The sequence below is a fragment of the Streptomyces sp. SAS_270 genome (assembly GCF_052543295.1).
Map to the genome: position 1 here is coordinate 13673 of NZ_JBMNDS010000002.1, position 20011 is coordinate 33683.

Below are 20011 nucleotides of genomic sequence, written 5' to 3' on the forward strand. Positions count from 1 at the left end.
CGCACAGAGACGCCATGCGGCGCCCGGGACAGAGCCCCTCTGCCGCTGAGATGGTCAGGAGCGGGGGTACGAGCGCGTCAGCAGAACCTTGCCGGGGGCGGCCGTAGCCTGCTTCGTGCAGGTGGCGTCGACGACGTAGGCGGTGACCCGGGCGTTGTCGGACTCGTCCGGCAGCACCACGAGATAGGCGCTCGTCCCCTTGTATGTGCCCTTCTCGGCGGCGAGGACCGCCGCGTTGCTGTTGATCCCCTGCTGGACGCATTCGGGGACGTGCACAGCAGGTGTGTTCAGAGTGTCGACTCCGTTGGACTCGGCTCCGGTGTCGTGGGACTTGATGCCCCAGGGCTTGGCCGTTCCGGAGCGGGTGTTCTTGCCCTTGGCCAGGAGATCCCCGACCTGGGTCCCCAGCTTCCCCTCGGAGAACATCACCTTCGAGCCGGGCTGCTGCGCCGACGTCTTCGAGGGTTTGCCCGGAGTGTCGTCGCTCATCGTCTGCAGGAGCAGCGCGCCGAGCCCCAGAGCGGCAGCGGTGAACGCCGTACCGAGAACGGCCACCCGCCGACGCCCTCGGCGCACTCGCTGGGGGCGGCCGGGGCCAGTGGTACCGCGAGGATGTCCCGAAGGCCGTTCTGCCGAAGTGGAAGAAGTGGAAGAAGAGGAAGCGGGAGAAGACGAGGAGGCCGAGTCTGCCGGGCCTGGCGAGACCCCGGCAGCAGATGTTTCACGTGAAACACTCGCCCGGTCTTCCCTCGCCTCGGATCCGTGGGCGGGCACCGTGGCGTTCAGCAGCGCTTCCGCGGCCAGGGCGGCATCGATACGACCGGCCACGTCGTCGGGCATGCGCGTCGGGCCCGGCAGCGTGCCGAGCAGACCGCGGATCTCCTCCAGCGACTCGTACATGTCGGCACAGAGATCGCAGCCGTCGAGGTGCTGTCGTACGTCGGCAGAGCGGGAGGGCGGCAGGAGACCCTCGGTGAGGTCGGAGATCTCCGCGACGTCCGGGTGCCCGGCCGTGTCCGTCGTGGATGTCACGCTCGCCCACCTCCGCCCTTCACAGCAGCTGAATCGCTTGGCCCTGCATCGTGGGGGCCGCCGTCCTGCGGTCCCGCTGCCGGTGGGACGGATGTCCCCTGCGTCCGGTTCCTTCCGCCGCCCGACTTCTTGCTCTCGCCTTTTCCGTTGTCCGTACGGAGGTGGGTGAGCAAGGGGAGCAGTCTGGCTCTGCCTCTCGCGCAGCGGCTTTTCACCGTGCCGGTGGGCACGTCGAGGAGCTGCGCGGCTTCCGCCACGGGGTACCCCTGCATGTCCACCAGAACGAGGGCGGCGCGCTGGTCGGGCGGGAGAGTGCCCAGCGCCTTGAGCAGTTCGCGGTGCAGGTCGTTGCGCTCGGCCGGAGCCGAGGCCGACTCGTGCGGTTCGAGGAGCTGCTCAAGACGTTCGGTGTCGTCGACGGGGGACGTCTTCCTGGACGCGGCCTTGCGGGCACGGTCCAGGCAGGCGTTCACGGTGATGCGGTGCAGCCAGGTGGTGACAGCCGACTGGCCGCGGAAGGTGTGAGCGGCCCGGTAGGCGGAGACGAGGGCGTCCTGAACGGCGTCAGCGGCCTCCTCACGGTCTCCCAGCGTCCGCAGGGCCACTGCCCACAGCCGGTCGCGGTGTCGCCGCACAAGCTCACCGAACGCCTCCGGGTCGCCCTCCACATGGCGGGCGAGGAGGTCCTGATCGCTTGCTTCGCCGTAGTCGGCTTCATCGGCCATCGGACCCCCTCCCCTTCAGCTGCCGAGCGTCAGCCGGTGAACTTCACGTTCGTGATGGCCTGCTTGTAGCCGGCGTCGCTGTAGTTGGCCGAGTCGGCCCCCGAGAGCGGCATCGCGGTCAGCCACACCAGCACGTAGCGAGTCTTCACCGGCTTGCCGGCCGTCACCTTCGCGGAGGTGCCGCTCGTCGTCACCGTTCCGAGTTCCTTCATGGAGCTCAGCGGTGTGGACGAGCTCAGTGAGTCGGTCGCGTAGAGGCCGATCGTCGTGTGATCTCCGACGTACCGCAGCGAGAGCGTCGCGGCCGACACCTCCTGGGCGGAGCCGAGGTCGTAGACGATGCCGACGCCAGGCTTGATCAGTATCTTCGGGCCGTCTTTGTAACTGTTCGTCCGCCAGCCCGTCGAAGTGCTGTCGTCGTACGTCTTGTTCACGTCACCGGGATGCTGGGCGTCGCCCTCGGCCACGTACTCCTGAGCCCCCTGGATCGTGATCGGCTTGACCGGCTTCGTCTTGTCGCCGTTCTTGTCGTTGCCGTCCGTGGTCTGGGTGTTGCCCGTGTCGTCGTTCTTGTCGCTGCGGTCCATGAGCGCGTCCGCGAGCTGCCAGCTGCCGAGGCCCAGCGCAGCGATGAGCAGCGCGGAGACGGCCCACTTGAGGGCTCTTCCGGTACGGCTCTGCAGCGGGGGCGGTGGAGCGGGCAGGGGCTGGGTGGCCCCGGGACGCGGTGCCTGGCGGCCGTACGTGCCCTGCTGGTACGTCGTGCGCTGGTACTCCGGAGGAGCGGTGAACGCGGGCTCCGGCGGGCGGATGCGGGGCATCTCGCTGATCGCCCTGCCCAGTTCCTCCGGCGTGGTGCACGGCGGTTCCTGGCGGGAGGCGGTCGCGCCGTCGTTGACGAGCGCGCGCATCGCGAGCTCCGACAGGCCGCGGTGCACACCGGCACGCACCTGGTCGGGGGCGATGAGGCCAACACCCTTGGGCAGCCCCGACAGACCGTAGGCGTCGTTCTCGTAGGGCCAGCGCTGGGTGAGCGCGGCGTACAGGAGCGCGCCGATCGCCTCCGTGTCGGTGCGCTGCGGGGTGTCCGAACTGATGCCGCGCAGCGCGGCGTTCACGGCGAGACCGCGGATGCGCCACTGGCCGGACGAGGTCCGCAGTACGGCACCGGGCGTCAGCCGGAGGTGGGCGAGGCCCTCGCGGTGCGCGGCGGTCATCGCCTGCGAGACCTGGGTGACCATCTGGTAGGCGTCGTGCACCTCCAGCGGGCCCGACACCAGGAGGGCCGTGAGTTCAGTGGCGTCCGGCAGCCATTCGTGGACGACGTAGACGAGGTCGTTCTCCTCGACCGCGTCCAGGACCTGCACGAAGCGGGGGTCGCCCAGCAGGGCGGAGGACCGTGCCGCCGCCAGTACCGAGCGGGCCCGTGGATGGTCGGCGGGCAGCAGATGCACACCGACGGCGCGGCGGAGTTTCTCGTCCACCGCGCGCCAACTGCTGAAACCGTCCAGCCGGGTGACGCATTCTTCGAGTCGGTAGCGTCTGGCGAGCTTGTGGCCGCTGTGCAGTTCGGGCGGTGTGGTCCTCCCCGGACCCTCGGTGCCGCCGCTCCCCTGTGCCTCTTCGCTCGCCGAGCTCTCCGTGTCCCGCTCCCGGTTCTGGGCCACCCCGTCGGCCGTGGACTGGTCCGCCTTGGCGGTCAGCGGCTTGTCACCGCTGTTGTCTGCCACGTCGACGGCAGCCGTGCTCCGTTCCGCCACCGTCGTTCCCTGCCTCCCCATCCGTTGCAAGCTGTCCGACGCCGAACCCAATTGTGCCCACAGTCCGGCGTTATGCACGACACACGGCGGCGGACGATGGTTGTGCGCCTACCCCCGCCTCAGCGCCCCAGGCGCCCGCGGACCATTCCGACCATTGAGTTGAGTTCCTCGATGCGCATTTTGCGTGCGGCGATGTAGAAGACACCGAGGAGAAGGGCACCGCCGCCGAGGAGGGCGACGAACGAGCCGCCGACCCCCTGCCCCAGCGTGTGCCCGATTCCGTAGCAGGCGGCACCGCTCAGCAGAGCCGCCGGGACCGAGGCGATACCGAGCCGTGCATATGTCCGCAGTACACGCCTGCCGTCCAAGTCTCCGCCGAGCCGCTTGCGCAGCCGGTTCCAGGCGACTCCGACACCGATCGCGTAGGCCAGGCCGTACGAGGCGGCCATGCCGACCACCGCCCAGCGCGCCGGCAACACGACGTAGCACAGCGCCGAAGCCGTGGCGTTGACGAGGGCGACGATCACCGTGTTGTAGAAGGGCGTCCGGGTGTCCTCGTACGCGTAGAAGGCGCGGAGCACGACGTACTGCACGGAGAACGGGATGAGCCCCAGGCCGAAGGCCATCAGCATGTAACCCATGTTGGTGGCCGGGCTGATGCCCGACGATCCGAAGATCAGGGTGCACATCGGAACACCGAGCGAAACTAGGCCGAAGGCGATCGGCACGATAGCCACAGCCGTCGTCCGCAGGCCCTGGGAGATGTCGTCGCGGACGGCGCCACTGTCGCCCTCGTGTGCCGAACGGGAGATCCGCGGCAGCAGGGCGGCCATCAGGGAAACGGTGATGATGGCCTGTGGCAGGCCCCAGATGAGTTGGGCGTTGGCGTAGGCGGCGAAGCCGGTGCCCTTGACGCCCGAGTTCTTGACCGCGGAGGTGGACAACTGAGTGACGACCATCGCGCCTGCCTGGTTCGCCAGGACGAACAGCACGGTCCACTTGGCCAGCATCGCTGCCTTGCCGAGTCCGTGGCCCTTCCAGTCGAAGCGCAGCCGCATCCGGAAGCCGGTCTCCCGTAGGTACGGGATCATCGCGAGTGCCTGGACGACGAGACCGAGAAGGACACCTACGCCGAGAAGCCTCTGTCCCTCCGGCGGGATGCTCGTGACGGTCATGTCGGAGTTCGCTGAGGTGCCGTACACCCAGATGAACATGATGAGCGTCACGATGATGACGATGTTGTTGAGAACCGGAGTCCACATCATCGCGCCGAACTTGCCGCGGGCGTTCAGGATCTGCCCCATCACCACGTGGATGCCCATGAAGAAGATCGAGGGCAGGAAGTAGCGAGTGAAGGTGACGGCGACCTCGTTGGCTGCGGGGTCGGTGGCCACGGGGTTCGACAGCATGCGAACCAGCAGCGGCGCAGCGAACATGGCGAGCCCGGTGAGCACCCCCAGTGCGACCATGACGAGGGTCAGCAGGCGGTTCGCGAAGGCCTCGCCGCCGTCCTCGTCGTCCTTCATGGCGCGCACGAGCTGCGGCACGAAGACGGAGTTGAGACCGCCGCCGACGGTGAGGATGTAGATCATCGTCGGCAGCTGGTAGGCGACCTGGAAGGAGTCGGCGAGGAAGCCGAGGCCCAGCGCTGAGGCGATCAGTGCGGAGCGGACGAACCCGGTCAGCCGGGACACCAGCGTGCCCGCCGCCATCACCGCGCTCGACTTCAGCAGCCCCGACGCGCGGCCCCCGGCCTTCTTCGGGGCGGCCGCGGGCGCCGGTGCGGCTGTGGGGGTGAGCTGCATCGTCTGGTCGGACATCGGTTCGGGAGGCGGTCCCGTCTGGCCGTAGCCCGGGGACGGCGCCTGGGAGGGGCCGGGGACCGACGGGCCCGTGGGCGGACGGCTGCCACCCTGCTGCTGGTCGCGGAAGAGATGTGCGAAGGCGTCGGGTTCGTGGCGCTCCTCGCCGGCCTGGGTGACCAGGTCGTCGACGCCCACGTACTGGGTCGTGCGCGCGTCGTCGCCGTAGGGAAGGTGTCGCGTCGGGCCGGCCGGCTCCGGCGGGGGCGTCTGCGCCCAGACCCGGGGATCGGGGGCGTACTGCGACGTGGGCGGCTGGGCGTAGAGCGGCGGCTGCGGCTGGTAGGTGCCGGGCGGGGGCGGGGGGTGCGCGGCGCGGTCGTAGAGCGCCTCGGCGACCGGGTCCTGGGCGGAGAGGTCCTGCCCCCGGTAGGGATCCTGGTCGTAGGCGTCCTGGAGGTACATGTCCGCGGGCGGCTCCGGTGGCACCTGGCCGGGCTCGGGCAGCGGGCCCTCGGGGTAGCCCGAGCTGCCCGTGGCGCCCTGCCCGCGGTCACCGTCGTACGGCGCGTTCATGGTTACCCCACCTCATCGTCCCCGGGCCCACCGGCCACGACATCGCTCAACGGTCCACTCTCTCACCCGTGCCGGACGGGCCGGCGCTTTCCGGTGCGGTGTCCGGTGTCGGGTCACTCGGGTGCTCCGGGTCCTCCGCCTCGGAATCCGTGGACTCCTCTGCGGAGTCGTCCTCGGAGCTTTCGGCGTTTTCGGTGTCTACGGCGCCGTCGGCGTCCTTGTTCACGCCCGCGCCTTCGGGACCGTCCTCCGTGTCCTCTGCTTCTTCCGCGGCCTGCCGGGCGGCTGCGCGTTTGCGCTGCGTGTACATCCGGAATCCGGCGAGCACGAGCAGCAGGACGCCGCCGCCGATGACCAGCATCACGGTGGGGGTGATCTCGGTGACCTTCACCTCGAAGGTGACCTCGGGGCCGTACTTCTGGCCGTCCTGCGTGTACAGCTGGGCGACCACCGTCACGGGACCGTTGGCGTTGGCCGAAGTGGTGAACTTCACCGACTGGCTGTGCTCGCCCGAGACCTGGATGGGCTGCTCGTCGTAGCGGCCTTCGCCGATCTTCAGGCGTTTGGGCTGCTGTGAGGTGAGACGCAGCACAAGGCGGTCGACGCCCTGTACGAGGTTGTTCTTCACGGTCACGGGGATCGTGGCGCTGCGGCCCGAGAGCTTCGCGTCGGACTTGTCGATCAGCCCGACCAGACCGGTGAGCTCTTCGAGGTACTTCTCCACGCCCGTGCGGAAGGTCGCCCCCGCCGCGGCGCGGCCGCGCCAGGACGTGGACATCCCGCGGTCTATGGCCCGCCCGAAGGGAGTCACCACGCGGGACTTGTCCGTGAGGATCATCTGGAAGGTGTTGAGCTTGCCCTGGGTTTCTTCGATGTGCTGGAAGGCCGACTGCGGCAGCTCCTGCTTGCGCAGCGAGGAGGGGTAGGCGGACTTGGCGGGCACCCTCGTGGTGGCGCCCGCGTCCGGCTTGGCCCTGGCCGCGGCGGACAGGCCCTGGTACTGCGACCAGTTCCCGCCCTGGAGGGCCGTCAGGGCCGCGGCCATGGCCTGCGCCTGGCTCGCGGACGGCATGCGCTGCGGGGCGACCACGATGCTGCGCTGCTTGTCCGGCTCCTGAAGGTTGATCATCAGGTTCTGCGCGAGGAACTCCTGCACGGCGAGCGTGGAGCGGCCGGCCGTCGTCATGTCGCCCTGGAAGACGGTCGACAGCCGGGAGTCGGAGACCACGGCGGTGGTGCCGCCGCCGATGGGGCGGGCGGCGGTGGGTGTGTAGGACAACCCACCGGTCTCGCGAAGGCTGTCACTGCGGGCGATCACCTTGTCGGCGCCGGCGGAGGTGGCGACCTTGACGATCAGCGGATCGACGGCCCCTTCCACGGGCCAGGCGAAGTCGGTGGCGGCCTTCACATGAAGGATCGTCTCCACCGTGCTGGAGGCCACATCGGTGGCATCCTTGAGGTGGCTCAGGGAACCGGTGACGCCGTTGTGGGCCAACGACGCGAGGTCGGGGTCGGCGAAGGGCAGTGCGACGATCTCCTTGCCCTCGACGGTGTTCTCCAGCTTGTCGAGCCACGCCTTGGCCACCGCCTGGTTCGTGCCCGCCTTGGTGTGGTCGGCGTCGACCTGGATCCGGTAGCTCTTCGTCATCGCGTCGACGGAGGCCAGCAGGTCCGGGTCGAGCACCCAGGTCACGTCGAGATCGCTGCCCAGCGACAGGAGCTGCTCCAGCCGCCCGCCGGGGGCGATCTCCTTGGCCAGGTCGTCGTTCTGGAAAACGGGTGTCTGCTGCGCGTCCGAACCGGTCTCCGCCCTGAGGTGGACCGTGGAGATCAGCGGCCAGAGGTACGTCGTCTTCGTCGTGGTGTCGGCCTCGTCGGACTGGTACGGCAGGAACGTCCGCTGGATGCCGAGGACGTGGGACCACGGCTCGGCGGCGGTCTGGCCCGTGAGGGAGACGCCGAGCTGGTAGACCCCGTCGGAGCTCAGGTCGAGTTCCTTGACCGGGACCGAGATGCTGAAGGGCTGCGAGACACCTGTGGCGAGCCTGGAGAACTTCTTGACGTACTTGCCGCCGACCGGAAGCCCGTCCAGGCCCGACTGGTAGACGCCGCGCCTGGCGACGGTGTCGATGCTGCTGCGGCCGCTCATGGACGGGCCCACGCGCACGTCCACCTGGGCTGCCGTGACCGTCTGCTTGCCGTTGTTGGTGACCGTCCCGGCGAGCGTGACGGTGTCGCCGTCCGTGGGAGCGCTGGGGCTGACCGAGTCGAGGGAGACGCCGACCGTGCCGGAGCTCGCGGCCTCGGCCGGGGAGGCCGTCACCGCGGCGGACGCGGACGCGGCGGCGGGCAGCTGGAGCAGTCCGGCCAGCAATGGCGCACCGGCGAGCAGTGCCCCGGTGCGCCGCAGCCAGCGGCGGGCAGGTGAGGGAGTCATCCCCTGGAAGTCTGCCGCCTCGGCCACGCGCTCGCCCGTCCCTCGTCGTCGTTCAGTGGTCGTCGGAATGTGCGTCCACGCATGGTAACGATGCGCGCCGAGGGTAAGTGCCGCGGACTGCTCCACAAGATCAGGGGACGCCGGCGGGGTGTCCTGTATGTGCATGTATCAAGGGGAGCGCCCGGGCGCGGATCGCCGGGGTCTCTGTGCACGTTTAATGGAGGCGCCCGCGACGGTCCGGGCCACGTACCCTTTTCTGTTGTGCCGAACGCCAACGAAGACAACCTCAGTGCCCTGAGTCAGGTGCAGCGCCGCGCGGTGAGTGAACTGCTGCGGGTGTCCCCTGTCGCCGACGACCTCGCCCGCCGCTTTCAGGAGGCAGGGTTCTCGCTCGCTCTGGTCGGCGGCTCGGTCCGGGACGCGCTCCTCGGCCGGCTCGGCAACGATCTGGACTTCACCACTGACGCCCGTCCCGAGGACGTACTGAAGATCGTGCGGCCCTGGGCGGACTCCGTCTGGGAGGTCGGGATCGCGTTCGGCACGGTCGGGGCGCAGAAGGACGGCTACCTGATCGAGGTGACCACGTACCGCTCCGAGGCGTACGACCGGACCTCGCGCAAGCCCGAGGTGTCCTACGGGGACTCCATCGAGCAGGATCTCGTGCGCCGTGACTTCACCGTGAACGCCATGGCAGTGGCGCTTCCGGAGAAGGACTTCATCGACCCCTACGGCGGCCTTGACGACCTGGACGCTCGTGTTCTGCGTACTCCGGGCACTCCCGAGGAGTCCTTCTCCGACGATCCGCTGAGGATGATGCGGGCCGCGCGCTTCGCCGCGCAGCTCGACTTCGAGGTGGCCCCCGAGGTCGTCGGTGCGATGACGGACATGGCAGGACGTATCGAGATCGTCTCGGCGGAGCGGGTGCGGGACGAGCTGAACAAGCTGATCCTCTCCCCGCACCCCCGCAAGGGCCTGACATTGCTGGTGGACACCGGTCTCGCCGACCATGTCCTGCCCGAGCTTCCCGCGCTGAGGCTGGAGCGTGACGAGCACCACCGGCACAAGGACGTGTACGAGCACACCCTGATCGTTCTGGAGCAGGCGATCGAGCTGGAGGAGAACGGCCCCGACCTGGTCCTCCGGCTTGCCGCGCTGCTGCACGACATCGGCAAGCCGCGGACGCGCCGTTTCGAGGACGACGGCCGGGTCTCCTTCCACCATCACGAGGTGGTGGGCGCCAAGATGACCAAGAAGCGGATGACGGCGCTCAAGTACTCCAACGAGCTGGTGAAGGACGTCTCACAGCTGGTCGAACTCCACCTGCGCTTCCACGGGTACGGCACGGGCGAGTGGACGGACTCCGCGGTTCGCCGCTACGTACGGGACGCGGGCCCGCTCCTCGACCGCCTGCACAAGCTGACCCGCTCCGACTGCACCACGCGCAACAAGCGCAGGGCGACCGCACTCTCGCGCGCATACGACGGGCTGGAGGAGCGCATCGCTCAGCTCCAGGAGCAGGAAGAACTGGACGCCATCAGGCCCGACCTCGACGGCAACCAGATCATGGAAATCCTCGGCGTACGCCCGGGCCCCGCCATCGGCCAGGCGTACAAGTTCCTGCTGGAGCTCCGCCTGGAGAACGGCCCGATGGAGCACGACGCGGCGGTGGCGGCACTCAAGGAGTGGTGGGCCTCGCAGGGGGACGGTTCGCCGCAGGGCTGACAAGCGAGGCCGGCGAACAGGGCTCACGCGCAACGGTTCGGCGCCATGTTTCACGTGAAACATGGCACTGGGCGGTCCTGGCTCGGCATGTGCCAAGGGGCGGTGTTTCACGGTTTCACGTGAAACACCGCCCCTTGGGCGTCAGTGCGGGCCTTACTTGGCGGAGTACGGCGAAAGGCAGAGGGTGAAGTTGCTGCCGTCACCGCTCTCGCTGTACTCGGCGTACTTGGTGCGGTCACAGCTGGCGCTGCTGCCGTCCTTCTTCTGCTCGACCTTGTACTTGGCCTTCGAGCTGCTGCAGTCGACGACCTCGAGGTCCGGGTCGGTGGTGCTGTCCGGGTTGCCGATGCTCATGCAGTCGCCGACCTTCGCGGTGTCGGCGTCATCACGGCTCGCTATCCAGCCGAAGAGGACCGCGCCGAGGGCTACCACGACGATGACGACGTTCTTGATCGTCTTGAACTTGGGGCGGCGGCTCGGCGGCGGAGGGACCGGGGCCCCCTGGCCCATGTACGGGGAGCCCTGCTGCGGGAAGCCGGGCTGGCCGGGCTGCTGCGGGTACCCCTGCGGCGGCTGCTGGCCGTACGGAGCCTGGCCCTGGGGCGGCTGGCCGTACGGGGCCTGACCCTGGGGCGCCTGGCCGTAGGGCTGTTGGCCCTGAGCGAACGGGTTCTGGCCCTGGGGCGGCGGAGTAGTCACTTGGGGGTCCCCCTAGAAGCGTAAGCGCGTGACGCGAATAAGACGCACGTAAGCTATCGGGCCGCTATGACAACCACGAAGCCCGGTGGGGCTCTGTGGCACTGATGTGACACTTACTGAAGTTCAAAGCGGGCCATAGCGCCAGCAATTGCCGCGTAGATAACGGCCACCGTGACCACCAGGGCAGCCGACCGCCCGTCAGGAGGCAGCATCAGGGCGGCTACCGCGGCCGCTCCGACAAAGGCGACGTTGAAGAGCACGTCGTAAACGGAGAAGATCCGGCCGCGGAAGCCGTCGTCGACCGAGGACTGCACGATTGTGTCCGTGGCGATCTTCGCGCCCTGGGTGGTCACTCCGAGGACGAAGGCCGCGGTCAGCATCGGTGCCGGCGCGAACGGGAGGCCGAGCGCGGGTTCCAGGACCGCGGCGGCACCGGCGCACACGGCGATCCAGCTGCCGCGGCCGAGCCGCCCCGCCGCCCAGGGAGTCACCACAGCCGCGGCGAAGAATCCCGCCCCGGAGAGGCCCACGGCCAGTCCCAGCAGGGCGAGTCCGCCGTCCGAATCGTGCGACCAGGCGTATCGGCAGAGCATCAGCACCATGACCGTCACGGCGCCGTAGCAGAAGCGCATCAGCGTCATCGCCAAGAGCGCCCAGGCCGCCTCGCGCCGCGTGGGCTCGGCCAGGTGGCGCACACCCGCCGCGAGGTCACGTGCGGTGCCGGCGAACGCCGTGGCGAGGCGCGGCTGCACCAACTCCAGGTCGGGCCCGAGCAGTTGCGGAGCGATGCGCAGCGACACGAGCGCCGAGGCCAGGTACAGCGCGGCCCCCATCAGCACCACGGCGGCGTCGGAGTCGGCGGCGACGATCCGGACGACGAAGGCGAGGCCCGCGCCCGCGGTCGCGGCGAGCGTTCCGGCCGTGGGCGACAGGGAGTTGGCGATGACGAGGCGCTCCGCATCGACAACGCGCGGCAGCGAGGCCGAGAGGCCCGACAGGACGAACCTGTTGATCGCGGTGACGCACAGCGCGGACACATAGAAGAGCCAGTCGGGTACGTGAGCGACCATCAGGACGGCCGTCACGCACGCCAGCCCGGCGCGCAGCAGGTTGCCGTACAGAAAGACCTGGCGGCGTCGCCAGCGGTCCAGCAGGACGCCCGCGAAGGGGCCGACGAGGGAGTACGGCAGCAGGAGAACCGCCATCGCGGAGGCGATGGAGGCCGCTGAGGTCTGCTTCTCCGGGGAGAAGACGACGTAGGTGGCGAGCGCGACCTGATAGACGCCGTCGGCGCCCTGGGACAGCAGCCGTACGCCGAGCAGTTGCCGGAACCCCTGGAAGCGCAGGAGAACGCGCAGGTCACGCACGACAGCCATGGCGGACAGCCTCACATACGAGGAGGGTCCCCGGGCGGAATGCCCGAGGACCCTCAACAGCGCTCACCAAGGTGTGCTTTAGCGCTCGACCTCGCCCTTGATGAACTTCTCGACGTTCGCGTACGCCTCGTCGTCGAAGTACTGCACCGGCGGGGACTTCATGAAGTAGCTCGACGCGGAGAGGATCGGGCCGCCGATGCCGCGGTCCTTGGCGATCTTCGCGGCGCGCACGGCGTCGATGATGACACCCGCGGAGTTCGGGGAGTCCCAGACCTCGAGCTTGTACTCCAGGTTCAGCGGGACGTCGCCGAACGCGCGGCCCTCAAGGCGGACGTACGCCCACTTGCGGTCGTCCAGCCACTGCACGTAGTCCGACGGGCCGATGTGGACGTTCTTCTCGCCCAGCTCGCGGTCCGGGATCTGCGAGGTGACGGCCTGCGTCTTCGAGATCTTCTTGGACTCGAGGCGGTCGCGCTCCAGCATGTTCTTGAAGTCCATGTTGCCGCCGACGTTGAGCTGCATGGTGCGCTCAAGACGGACACCGCGGTCCTCGAACAGCTTCGCCATCACGCGGTGCGTGATGGTGGCGCCGACCTGCGACTTGATGTCGTCGCCGACGATCGGGACGCCCGCCTCGGTGAACTTGTCCGCCCACTCCTTGGTGCCGGCGATGAAGACCGGAAGAGCGTTGACGAAGGCGACCTTGGCGTCGATGGCGCACTGCGCGTAGAACTTCGCCGCGTCCTCGGAACCGACGGGCAGGTAGCAGACGAGGACGTCGACCTGCTTGTCCTTGAGGATCTGGACGATGTCGACCGGGGCCTCGGCGGACTCCTCGATGGTCATGCGGTAGTACTTACCGAGACCGTCGAGGGTGTGGCCGCGCTGGACCGTGACGCCCTTGTTCGGGACGTCGCAGATCTTGATGGTGTTGTTCTCGCTGGCACCGATGGCGTCGGAGAGGTCGAGGCCGACCTTCTTCGCGTCGACGTCGAAGGCGGCGACGAACTCGACGTCACCGACGTGGTAGTCGCCGAACTGAACGTGCATCAGGCCGGGGACCTTGGACGCCGGGTCGGCGTCCTTGTAGTACTCGACGCCCTGCACCAGCGAGGCGGCGCAGTTGCCCACGCCGACGATGGCTACGCGAACCGAACCCATTCCGGTTGCTCCCTGTTTGTGTACTTGGTGAAACCCCGAATGGGCCTCACGTGGCAGTGTCATCGGACGGATCCGGACCGGGGGTGCCCCCCCGGTACCGGGGCAGGCCGCCCGACTCCCCAGATGTGCTGTTCTGCTGAGCGGAGCCTTCGGAGGAGGACCCCTTGAGGTCCCGTCCGGCTCGCTCGCTCTCGATGAGCTCGTTCAGCCAGCGCACTTCGCGCTCCACGGACTCCATTCCGTGGCGCTGGAGCTCAAGCGTGTAGTCGTCGAGGCGCTCCCGGGTGCGCGCCAGGGAGGCGCGCATCTTCTCCAGGCGCTCCTCCAGCCGGCTGCGGCGGCCCTCGAGTACGCGCACGCGTACGTCGCGTGACGTCTGCCCGAAGAACGCGAAGCGAGCGGCGAAGTGCTCGTCCTCGTACGCGTCGGGGCCCGTCTGCGAGAGGAGCTCCTCGAAATGTTCCTTACCTTCTGCCGTCAACCGGTAGACGATCTTGGCGCGACGCCCTGCGAGTGGAGCTGTGAGGGCGTCCTCAGGTGTGGCCCCCGATTCCTCGATCAACCAGCCGTTGGCGACCAGCGTCTTGAGGCAGGGGTAGAGCGTTCCGTAGCTGAAGGCACGGAACACACCCAGTGACGTGTTGAGACGTTTCCGCAGCTCGTAGCCGTGCATCGGGGACTCGCGGAGCAGGCCGAGTACGGCGAATTCGAGGATCCCGGAACGCCGGTTCATCGTCGCCTCCTCTTCTGCGCGGTCTCCTCGGCACGGCCTTTATGCCGGGCTGATGTATCGACTCGATACATCAGCACGATAGATCGCCCTCGCCGATGCGACAAGAGGGGGCACGGTGAACGGCGTCACATCACCGATTCGTAGGAAGAGAGTTGCCTGATTTGGGGTGAACTTCGGCCCTAGGTGGGTTTTGACGGTGCGTAGTCTGTGCGGCATGCACACCACCGGGAACCGAGTGACGCGTGGGGGCGTCCTCGTCCCCGGTGCAGTACGGGTGAATGCGAAAACGACCGCATCCGTACTTCGGGGGGACCGGAAACCAGCTGCCGTTTCCAGGCGCGCAAGGGTGCGCCTGCCCGAGGAGTAATCGTTCGATGAGCGAGCACCGTCGCAAACCGCCGCCGCAAGCGCAGCCGCAGGGCGGCGGACGTGCCGCGGCCCGACGCGGTCAGCCCGGCCCGTCCGAAGGCCGCCGTGCGGCCCCCCGAGGCGACACCGGGTCTCCTTCCGACTCCTATGGGTCGGGAGGTGAGGAGCGCCCGTACGGTGGCCGTGCAGAGGCCCGGCGGGCTGCCCAGAGAAGTACCGGTGGCGGAGGCCGGCGCAGAGGCGCCGACGGGGCGGGGCGGGGCGGTCCCGGAGGCGGCGGTGGCCGACGCGGTGCGCCCGGTGGTCCGAACGGTCCCGGTCGTGGCCGTGGGCGCGGTTCCGTACCCGCCAAGAAACGCTTCATCGACTACCCGCGCGCCGGGAAGTACGGCGCCGCGCGCTGGGTGCCGTCCTGGAAGCTCGTGACGGGACTGTTCATCGGCTTCTTCGGCAGCCTGGTGGCCGTGGCGGGCATCGCGTACGCCATGGTGAGCGTCCCCGTCGTCGCCGACACCGCCAAGGCGCAGAACAACGTCTACTACTGGAAAGACGGCAGCCAGATGGTTGCCACCGGTGGTGAGACGAACCGCCAGATCATCAGCTACTCGCAGATCCCCAAGGAGATGCGGTTCGCGGTCATGTCGGCCGAGAACAAGACGTTCGAGAACGACAGCGGCGTCGACCCGATGGGTATCGCCCGCGCCTTCGTGAACATGGCCAAGGGCGGCCAGACGCAGGGCGGCTCCACCATCACCCAGCAGTACGTGAAGAACGCGATGCTGAACGACCAGTCGCAGACGATCTCCCGGAAGTTCAAGGAGCTGTTCGTCTCCATAAAGGTCGGTGCCTCGGTGTCCAAGGAGGACATCATGGCCGGCTACCTGAACTCCGCCTACTACGGCCGCAACGCCTACGGCATCCAGGCGGCCGCGCACGCGTACTTCGACAAGGACGCCACGAAGCTCAACCCGAGCCAGTGCGCATTCCTGGCTGCCGTACTCAAGGGCGCCACGTACTACGACCCGGCGGGTGCCAGGTCGATCGACCCGGTGGGTGCCACGCCTCAGCTCAACCGCAAGCGTGCCGAGGATCGGTGGCGGTGGATCCTCAACGAGGAGGTCAAGGACGGGCACCTGCCCGCCGCTCAGCGGAATCAGTACCAGACGTTCCCCACCATCCAGAGCCCGCGCTCGAACGCCCAGCTGGGCGGGCAGATCGGCTACCTCGTCGACCTCGCGAACTCGTACCTCACCACCCACAGCAAGACGACCGGGATCACCGAGACCAAGCTGCGTCAGGGTGGCCTCGAGATCCAGACGACCTTCGAGAAGAAGAAGGTCGACGCGCTCGAGGCCGCTGTGAAGAAGGTCCGCAAGGAGAGCATCAAGCCGAAGCTGCGGCCGGAGACGGACACCCACGTCCAGTTCGGCGGGGCCTCCGTGGACCCGGCAAGCGGCGCGATCAGGGCGATCTACGGCGGTGAGGACGCGACCAAGCACTTCACCGACAACGCCGACGCGACCGGTGCCCAGGTGGGCTCGACGTTCAAGCCGTTCGTCCTGGCGGCCGCCATGTCGTGGGGTGTACGCAATCCCGACGGCGACCAGGACCAGGCACAGGACGAGCGCACTGTCGTCTCCCCGAAGAGCCTGTACAGCGGTAGGAACAAGCTCAAGATCAGGGACTACAACCACGACATCTGGACGGACAAGAACGGCAAGCAGTGGCGACAGACGAACGACGGCGGCCAGTCCTACAACCCGCCGAGCTACAACATCGACCTGCGTGAGGCCATGCGGGAGTCCGTGAACTCCGCCTACGTCCAGCTGGGCATGGACGTCGGTCTGGACAAGGTCAAGGACGCCGCCATGAGCGCGGGCATTCTGAAGACCAGCCTTGCCAGTGCCGAGTACCCGTCCTTCTCCCTGGGCACGTCCTCGCCGAGCGCGATCCGCATGGCCGGTGCGTACGGCACCTTCGCCGCCAGCGGCAAGCAGAACGACCCGTACTCGGTCGACAAGGTCACCGACAAGGACGGCACGGTCTTCCAGCACGAGAAGTCGAGCACGCAGGCCTTCACCTCGGCCGTCGCCAACAACGTGACGGACGTCCTCAAGACCGTGGTCGACAAGGGAACCGGCACCAAGGCCCAGCTCCCGGGCCGCGATGTGGCCGGTAAGACCGGTACGACGGACGGCAACAAGTCCGCCTGGTTCGTCGGGTACACCCCGCAGTTGTCCACCGCGATCGGTATGTACCGCATGGACGACGACGAGACCAAGAAGGGCCGCGAGTTCCTGAAGATGTACGGAACGGGTGGCGAGAAGAAGATCCACGGCGCCTCGTTCCCGGCCCTGATCTGGCACGACTATATGGAGGATGCGCTCAAGGGCGCCAAGGTGATCGACTTCCCGGAGCCCGAGGACATCGGGACGATCATCAACGACACCCCGAGCCCGAGTGTGGTGCCCTCGCCCACCCAGACCGAGGAAGAGCAGGAGAGCCCGTCGCCGAGTCCGTCGCCCAGCGAGAGCCTCATCTCTCCTTCGCCCTCGCCGAGCGAGACCTGCAACAAGTTCGACTGGAACTGCACCAGCACAGGCGGCACGAACACAGGTGGCACGGACACAGGCGGTACGGATACGGGTGGCACGGACGGAGGCGTGACCGCTACGCCGACGGAGACCACCACCGGAAACACCAGAGGGAACGGCAACGGCAACGGAGGCATCTTCGGAGGCCCGAACGGATAGCCGTCATCGCGTGTGTTTCACGTGAAACACACCGTTTCACGTGAAACGAGGGCCGTCGCACCGACCAGGTGCGGCGGCCCTCGGCGTATTCCCAGGCGCGTACGGCAGGATGGGCGCCATGCCCAGTGCAGAGACGACGCGAACGAGCGTGCACGAGCCGGAGCCCGTGCGGCCGACCAAAGAGGACGAGGTCGCCACGACCGGCAGCGAGCTGATCGGCGGCCCCATCGGACGGCGCGCGCTGCTCGGGACGTCCTGGTGGACCCCCGTGCGAGTCGTCGCGCTCGTGGCGATCGGGGTGTTCGCCCTCGGCATGGTGCAGAAGCTGCCCTGCTACGACGGGGCCTGGTTCTTCGGCGCCAGCTCGCAGTACACGCACGCGTGCTACTCGGACATCCCGCACCTCTACTCGGGGCGCGGTTTCGCCGATGGGCTCGTGCCGTACTTCGACAAGCTCTCCGGCGACATGGACTACCTCGAGTACCCGGTGCTGACCGGGGTGTTCATGGAGGTCGCCGCATGGCTCACACCGGGCAGCGGCAGCATCCAGCACCAGGAGCAGTGGTACTGGATGGCCAACGCCGGGATGCTGATGGTCTGCGCGGCAGTGATCGCCGTGTGTACCGCGCGTACCCATCGGCGGCGCCCCTGGGACGGCCTCCTGGTGGCTCTGGCGCCCGCCTTCGCCCTCACGGCCACCATCAACTGGGATCTGCTCGCCGTGGCCCTGCTGGCCGCCGCGATGCTGATGTGGTCGCGAGGCCGCGCTCTTGCGTTCGGTGTCCTGCTCGGGCTCGCCACGGCCGCCAAGTTCTACCCGTTCCTGGTGCTCGGACCGCTGTTCCTCCTGTGCTGGCGAGCCGGCAAATGGCGGGAGTTCGGCACCGCCCTGCTGGGCGCCGTGGGAGCGTGGCTCGCCGTGAACCTTCCGGTCATGTACTTCGCGCCGGAAGGATGGGCGAAGTTCTACAGCTTCAGCCGTGAGCGCGGGGTCGACTTCGGTTCGGTCTTCCTGTTCGTCTCGCGGTGGCTCGACATCCAGTTCACCGCCGACTCCGCCAACGCGTGGGCGATGATCATGATGGTGATCTTCTGTGCGGGCATGGTCGCGCTCACGCTGACCGCCCCGCGCCGTCCGCGCTTCGCCCAGCTGGCGTTCCTGATCATCGCGGCCTTCATCCTCACCAACAAGGTCTACTCGCCGCAGTACGTGCTGTGGCTGGTCCCCCTTGCCGCGCTGGCCCGTCCGCGCTGGCGGGACTTCCTGATCTGGCAGGGCTGCGAGGTCGCGTACTTCCTGGGGATCTGGATGTACCTCGCGTACACGACCAGCGGGGACGCCCACAAGGGACTGCCCACCGACGGCTATCAACTCGCCATCGCCGTCCATCTCTTGGGAACGCTCTACCTGTGTGCCGTGGTCGTACGCGACATCTTCATGCCGGATCGGGACATGGTGCGCCGGGCCGGTGACGACGACCCCTCGGGCGGTGTCCTGGACGGCGCGGAGGACGTCTTCGTGCTCGGCGCAGCGTCCCATCCACCGCGGCACGCGGCGCATTTCGAGGGGCCGCAGGTGGAGTGGGGCAGCCGCAGTGCGACGGCCGGCGAGAGTTCGCCCTGAGCGAACAGCGCTGAGAAGGCCACGCGGAGGCAGCCGCGGGGAGGACAGAACGGCGAAAGGGCCGCACACGGTGTCCGTGTGCGGCCCTTTCGCCTGTCTTCTTGCCGATCGTTGGAGCCGGGCCGAGGCCGGCCGGGATCAGCGCTCGACGATGCGGTCGAACTGCGTGGTGGTGTGCCGCAGATGGGCCACCAGCTCCTCGCCCACCTTGGGCTCGGGGGCGTCCGAGGGTACGAAGAGGATCGAGACCTGCATGTGCGGGGGCTCGGCGAACCAGCGCTGCTTGCCCCCCCAGACGAACGGGGAGAGGTTGCGGTTGACCGTCGCGAGACCGGCGCGGGCGACGCCCTTGGCACGCGGCATGACGCCGTGCAGTGCCTTCGGAGCCTCCAGGCCCACCCCGTGCGACGTACCGCCCGCGACGACGACAAGCCAGCCGTCGGAGGCCGCCTTCTGCTGCCGGTAGCCGAAGCGGTCGCCCTTGGAGACGCGCGTGACGTCCAGGACGGCTCCGCGGTACTCGGTGGCCTCGTGGTCCCCCAGCCACAGCCGCGTGCCGATACGCGCGCGGAAGTGGGTCTGCGGGAACTGCTGCTGGAGGCGGGCGAGTTCCTCGGCCTTGAGGTGGCTGACGAACATGGTGTGCAGCGGCAGGCGGGCCGCACGCAGCCGGTCCATCCAGCCGATGACCTCCTCGACGGCGTCCGAGCCGTCGGTGCGGTCCAGCGGGAGGTGGATCGCGAAGCCTTCCAGCCGCACGTTCTCTATGGCGGAGTGCAGCTGGGGCAGGTCCTGCTCGCTGACGCCGTGCCGCTTCATCGAGGACATGACCTCGATGACGACGCGGGCGCCCACGAGGCCGTACACGCCGTCGATCGACGAGACGGAGCGGATGACGCGGTCGGGCAGTGGCACGGGCTCCTCGCCCCGGCGGAAGGGCGTCAGGACCAGCAGGTCGCCGCCGAACCAGTCCTTGATGCGGGCGGCTTCGTATGTGGTGCCGACGGCGAGGACGTCCGCGCCGAGGCGCGTGGCCTCGTCCGCCAGCCGCTCGTGCCCGAAGCCATAGCCGTTGCCCTTGCAGACGGGGACGAGCCCCGGAAACTGCTCCTGCACGTGCTTGTGGTGTGCCCGCCAGCGCGCGGTGTCGACGTAGAGCGTGAGCGCCATGGCCGGTCCCGGAACCTTTCTCGTGGCTGCCGTATGTCAGAGGTCTGAAAAGGAATTGTGGCGGACCCGCCG

13 protein-coding genes are annotated in these 20011 nt (G+C 68.3%); 3 read left to right on the forward strand and 10 right to left on the reverse strand.

From position 1 onward, the window contains the following. Positions 1-54: 54 nt before the first annotated feature. From ACN6LB_RS01505 to ACN6LB_RS01525, 5 genes are all read right to left on the reverse strand, one after another. Positions 55-1032, reverse strand: coding sequence for an anti-sigma factor family protein (locus ACN6LB_RS01505; protein ID WP_445024206.1), 978 nt, complete (start codon positions 1030-1032; stop codon positions 55-57). Next, positions 1029-1757 (reverse strand): RNA polymerase sigma factor SigM, encoded by a 729-nt coding sequence (gene sigM / locus ACN6LB_RS01510; protein WP_356142756.1) that lies wholly within the window; start codon positions 1755-1757, stop codon positions 1029-1031. Before sigM ends, ACN6LB_RS01505 begins: the two co-directional genes overlap by 4 nt. Positions 1758-1786: 29 nt before the next feature. Further along, entirely contained in the window at positions 1787-3517 is a 1731-nt protein-coding gene (locus ACN6LB_RS01515) for a protein kinase family protein (RefSeq protein ID WP_445024207.1), read from the reverse strand. Between the two features lie 119 nt (positions 3518-3636). Then, positions 3637-5895 carry a murein biosynthesis integral membrane protein MurJ gene (gene murJ / locus ACN6LB_RS01520; protein WP_445024208.1) on the reverse strand — a complete coding sequence of 753 codons (2259 nt, stop codon included), beginning with the start codon at positions 5893-5895 and terminating at the stop codon, positions 3637-3639. 46 nt (positions 5896-5941) lie between these two features. Next, a complete protein-coding gene (locus tag ACN6LB_RS01525; RefSeq protein WP_445024209.1) occupies positions 5942-8359 on the reverse strand; it encodes a DUF6049 family protein in 2418 nt (805 codons plus the stop codon). A gap of 234 nt (positions 8360-8593) precedes the next feature. On the opposite strand from ACN6LB_RS01525, the gene ACN6LB_RS01530 reads away from it, so the two are divergent. Further along, positions 8594-10054, forward strand: coding sequence for a CCA tRNA nucleotidyltransferase (locus ACN6LB_RS01530; protein WP_356142748.1), 1461 nt, complete (start codon positions 8594-8596; stop codon positions 10052-10054). 153 nt (positions 10055-10207) lie between these two features. Here ACN6LB_RS01530 and ACN6LB_RS01535 read toward each other — a convergent pair whose 3' ends face one another. The 4 genes from ACN6LB_RS01535 to ACN6LB_RS01550 form a co-directional block, all read right to left on the reverse strand. Next, positions 10208-10753: an LppU/SCO3897 family protein gene (locus ACN6LB_RS01535; RefSeq protein ID WP_356142746.1), complete on the reverse strand. Its 546-nt coding sequence runs from the start codon at positions 10751-10753 to the stop codon at positions 10208-10210. Between the two features lie 113 nt (positions 10754-10866). Beyond that, positions 10867-12129, reverse strand: coding sequence for an MFS transporter (locus ACN6LB_RS01540; protein ID WP_445024210.1), 1263 nt, complete (start codon positions 12127-12129; stop codon positions 10867-10869). A gap of 78 nt (positions 12130-12207) precedes the next feature. Then, positions 12208-13290 carry an inositol-3-phosphate synthase gene (locus tag ACN6LB_RS01545; protein WP_356142742.1) on the reverse strand — a complete coding sequence of 361 codons (1083 nt, stop codon included), beginning with the start codon at positions 13288-13290 and terminating at the stop codon, positions 12208-12210. 46 nt (positions 13291-13336) lie between these two features. Next, positions 13337-14023, reverse strand: coding sequence for a PadR family transcriptional regulator (locus tag ACN6LB_RS01550; protein ID WP_356142740.1), 687 nt, complete (start codon positions 14021-14023; stop codon positions 13337-13339). 374 nt (positions 14024-14397) lie between these two features. Here ACN6LB_RS01550 and ACN6LB_RS01555 point away from each other — a divergent pair, with 374 nt between their 5' ends. Continuing rightward, positions 14398-17145 carry a transglycosylase domain-containing protein gene (locus ACN6LB_RS01555; RefSeq protein WP_445024211.1) on the forward strand — a complete coding sequence of 916 codons (2748 nt, stop codon included), beginning with the start codon at positions 14398-14400 and terminating at the stop codon, positions 17143-17145. Between the two features lie 118 nt (positions 17146-17263). Further along, positions 17264-18769 (forward strand): glycosyltransferase family 87 protein, encoded by a 1506-nt coding sequence (locus ACN6LB_RS01560; RefSeq protein ID WP_445024212.1) that lies wholly within the window; start codon positions 17264-17266, stop codon positions 18767-18769. Positions 18770-18907: 138 nt separating this feature from the next. On the opposite strand, the gene ACN6LB_RS01565 is transcribed toward ACN6LB_RS01560, so the two are convergent. Beyond that, on the reverse strand, positions 18908-19939 hold the full coding sequence (locus tag ACN6LB_RS01565; RefSeq protein WP_356132003.1) for an alanine racemase: 1032 nt from the start codon (positions 19937-19939) through the stop codon (positions 18908-18910). Positions 19940-20011: the final 72 nt, after the last annotated feature.

Bases quoted from the DNA above. Each gene is read 5' to 3' on its own strand.
- sigM (WP_356142756.1), bottom strand. From the start codon at position 1,757: ATGGCCGATGAAGCCGACTACGGCGAAGCAAGCGATCAGGACCTCCTC.
- murJ (WP_445024208.1), bottom strand. From the start codon at position 5,895: ATGAACGCGCCGTACGACGGTGACCGCGGGCAGGGCGCCACGGGCAGC.
- ACN6LB_RS01540 (WP_445024210.1), bottom strand. From the start codon at position 12,129: ATGGCTGTCGTGCGTGACCTGCGCGTTCTCCTGCGCTTCCAGGGGTTC.
- ACN6LB_RS01545 (WP_356142742.1), bottom strand. From the start codon at position 13,290: ATGGGTTCGGTTCGCGTAGCCATCGTCGGCGTGGGCAACTGCGCCGCC.
- ACN6LB_RS01550 (WP_356142740.1), bottom strand. From the start codon at position 14,023: ATGAACCGGCGTTCCGGGATCCTCGAATTCGCCGTACTCGGCCTGCTC.
- ACN6LB_RS01555 (WP_445024211.1), top strand. From the start codon at position 14,398: ATGAGCGAGCACCGTCGCAAACCGCCGCCGCAAGCGCAGCCGCAGGGC.
- ACN6LB_RS01560 (WP_445024212.1), top strand. From the start codon at position 17,264: ATGCCCAGTGCAGAGACGACGCGAACGAGCGTGCACGAGCCGGAGCCC.
- ACN6LB_RS01565 (WP_356132003.1), bottom strand. From the start codon at position 19,939: ATGGCGCTCACGCTCTACGTCGACACCGCGCGCTGGCGGGCACACCAC.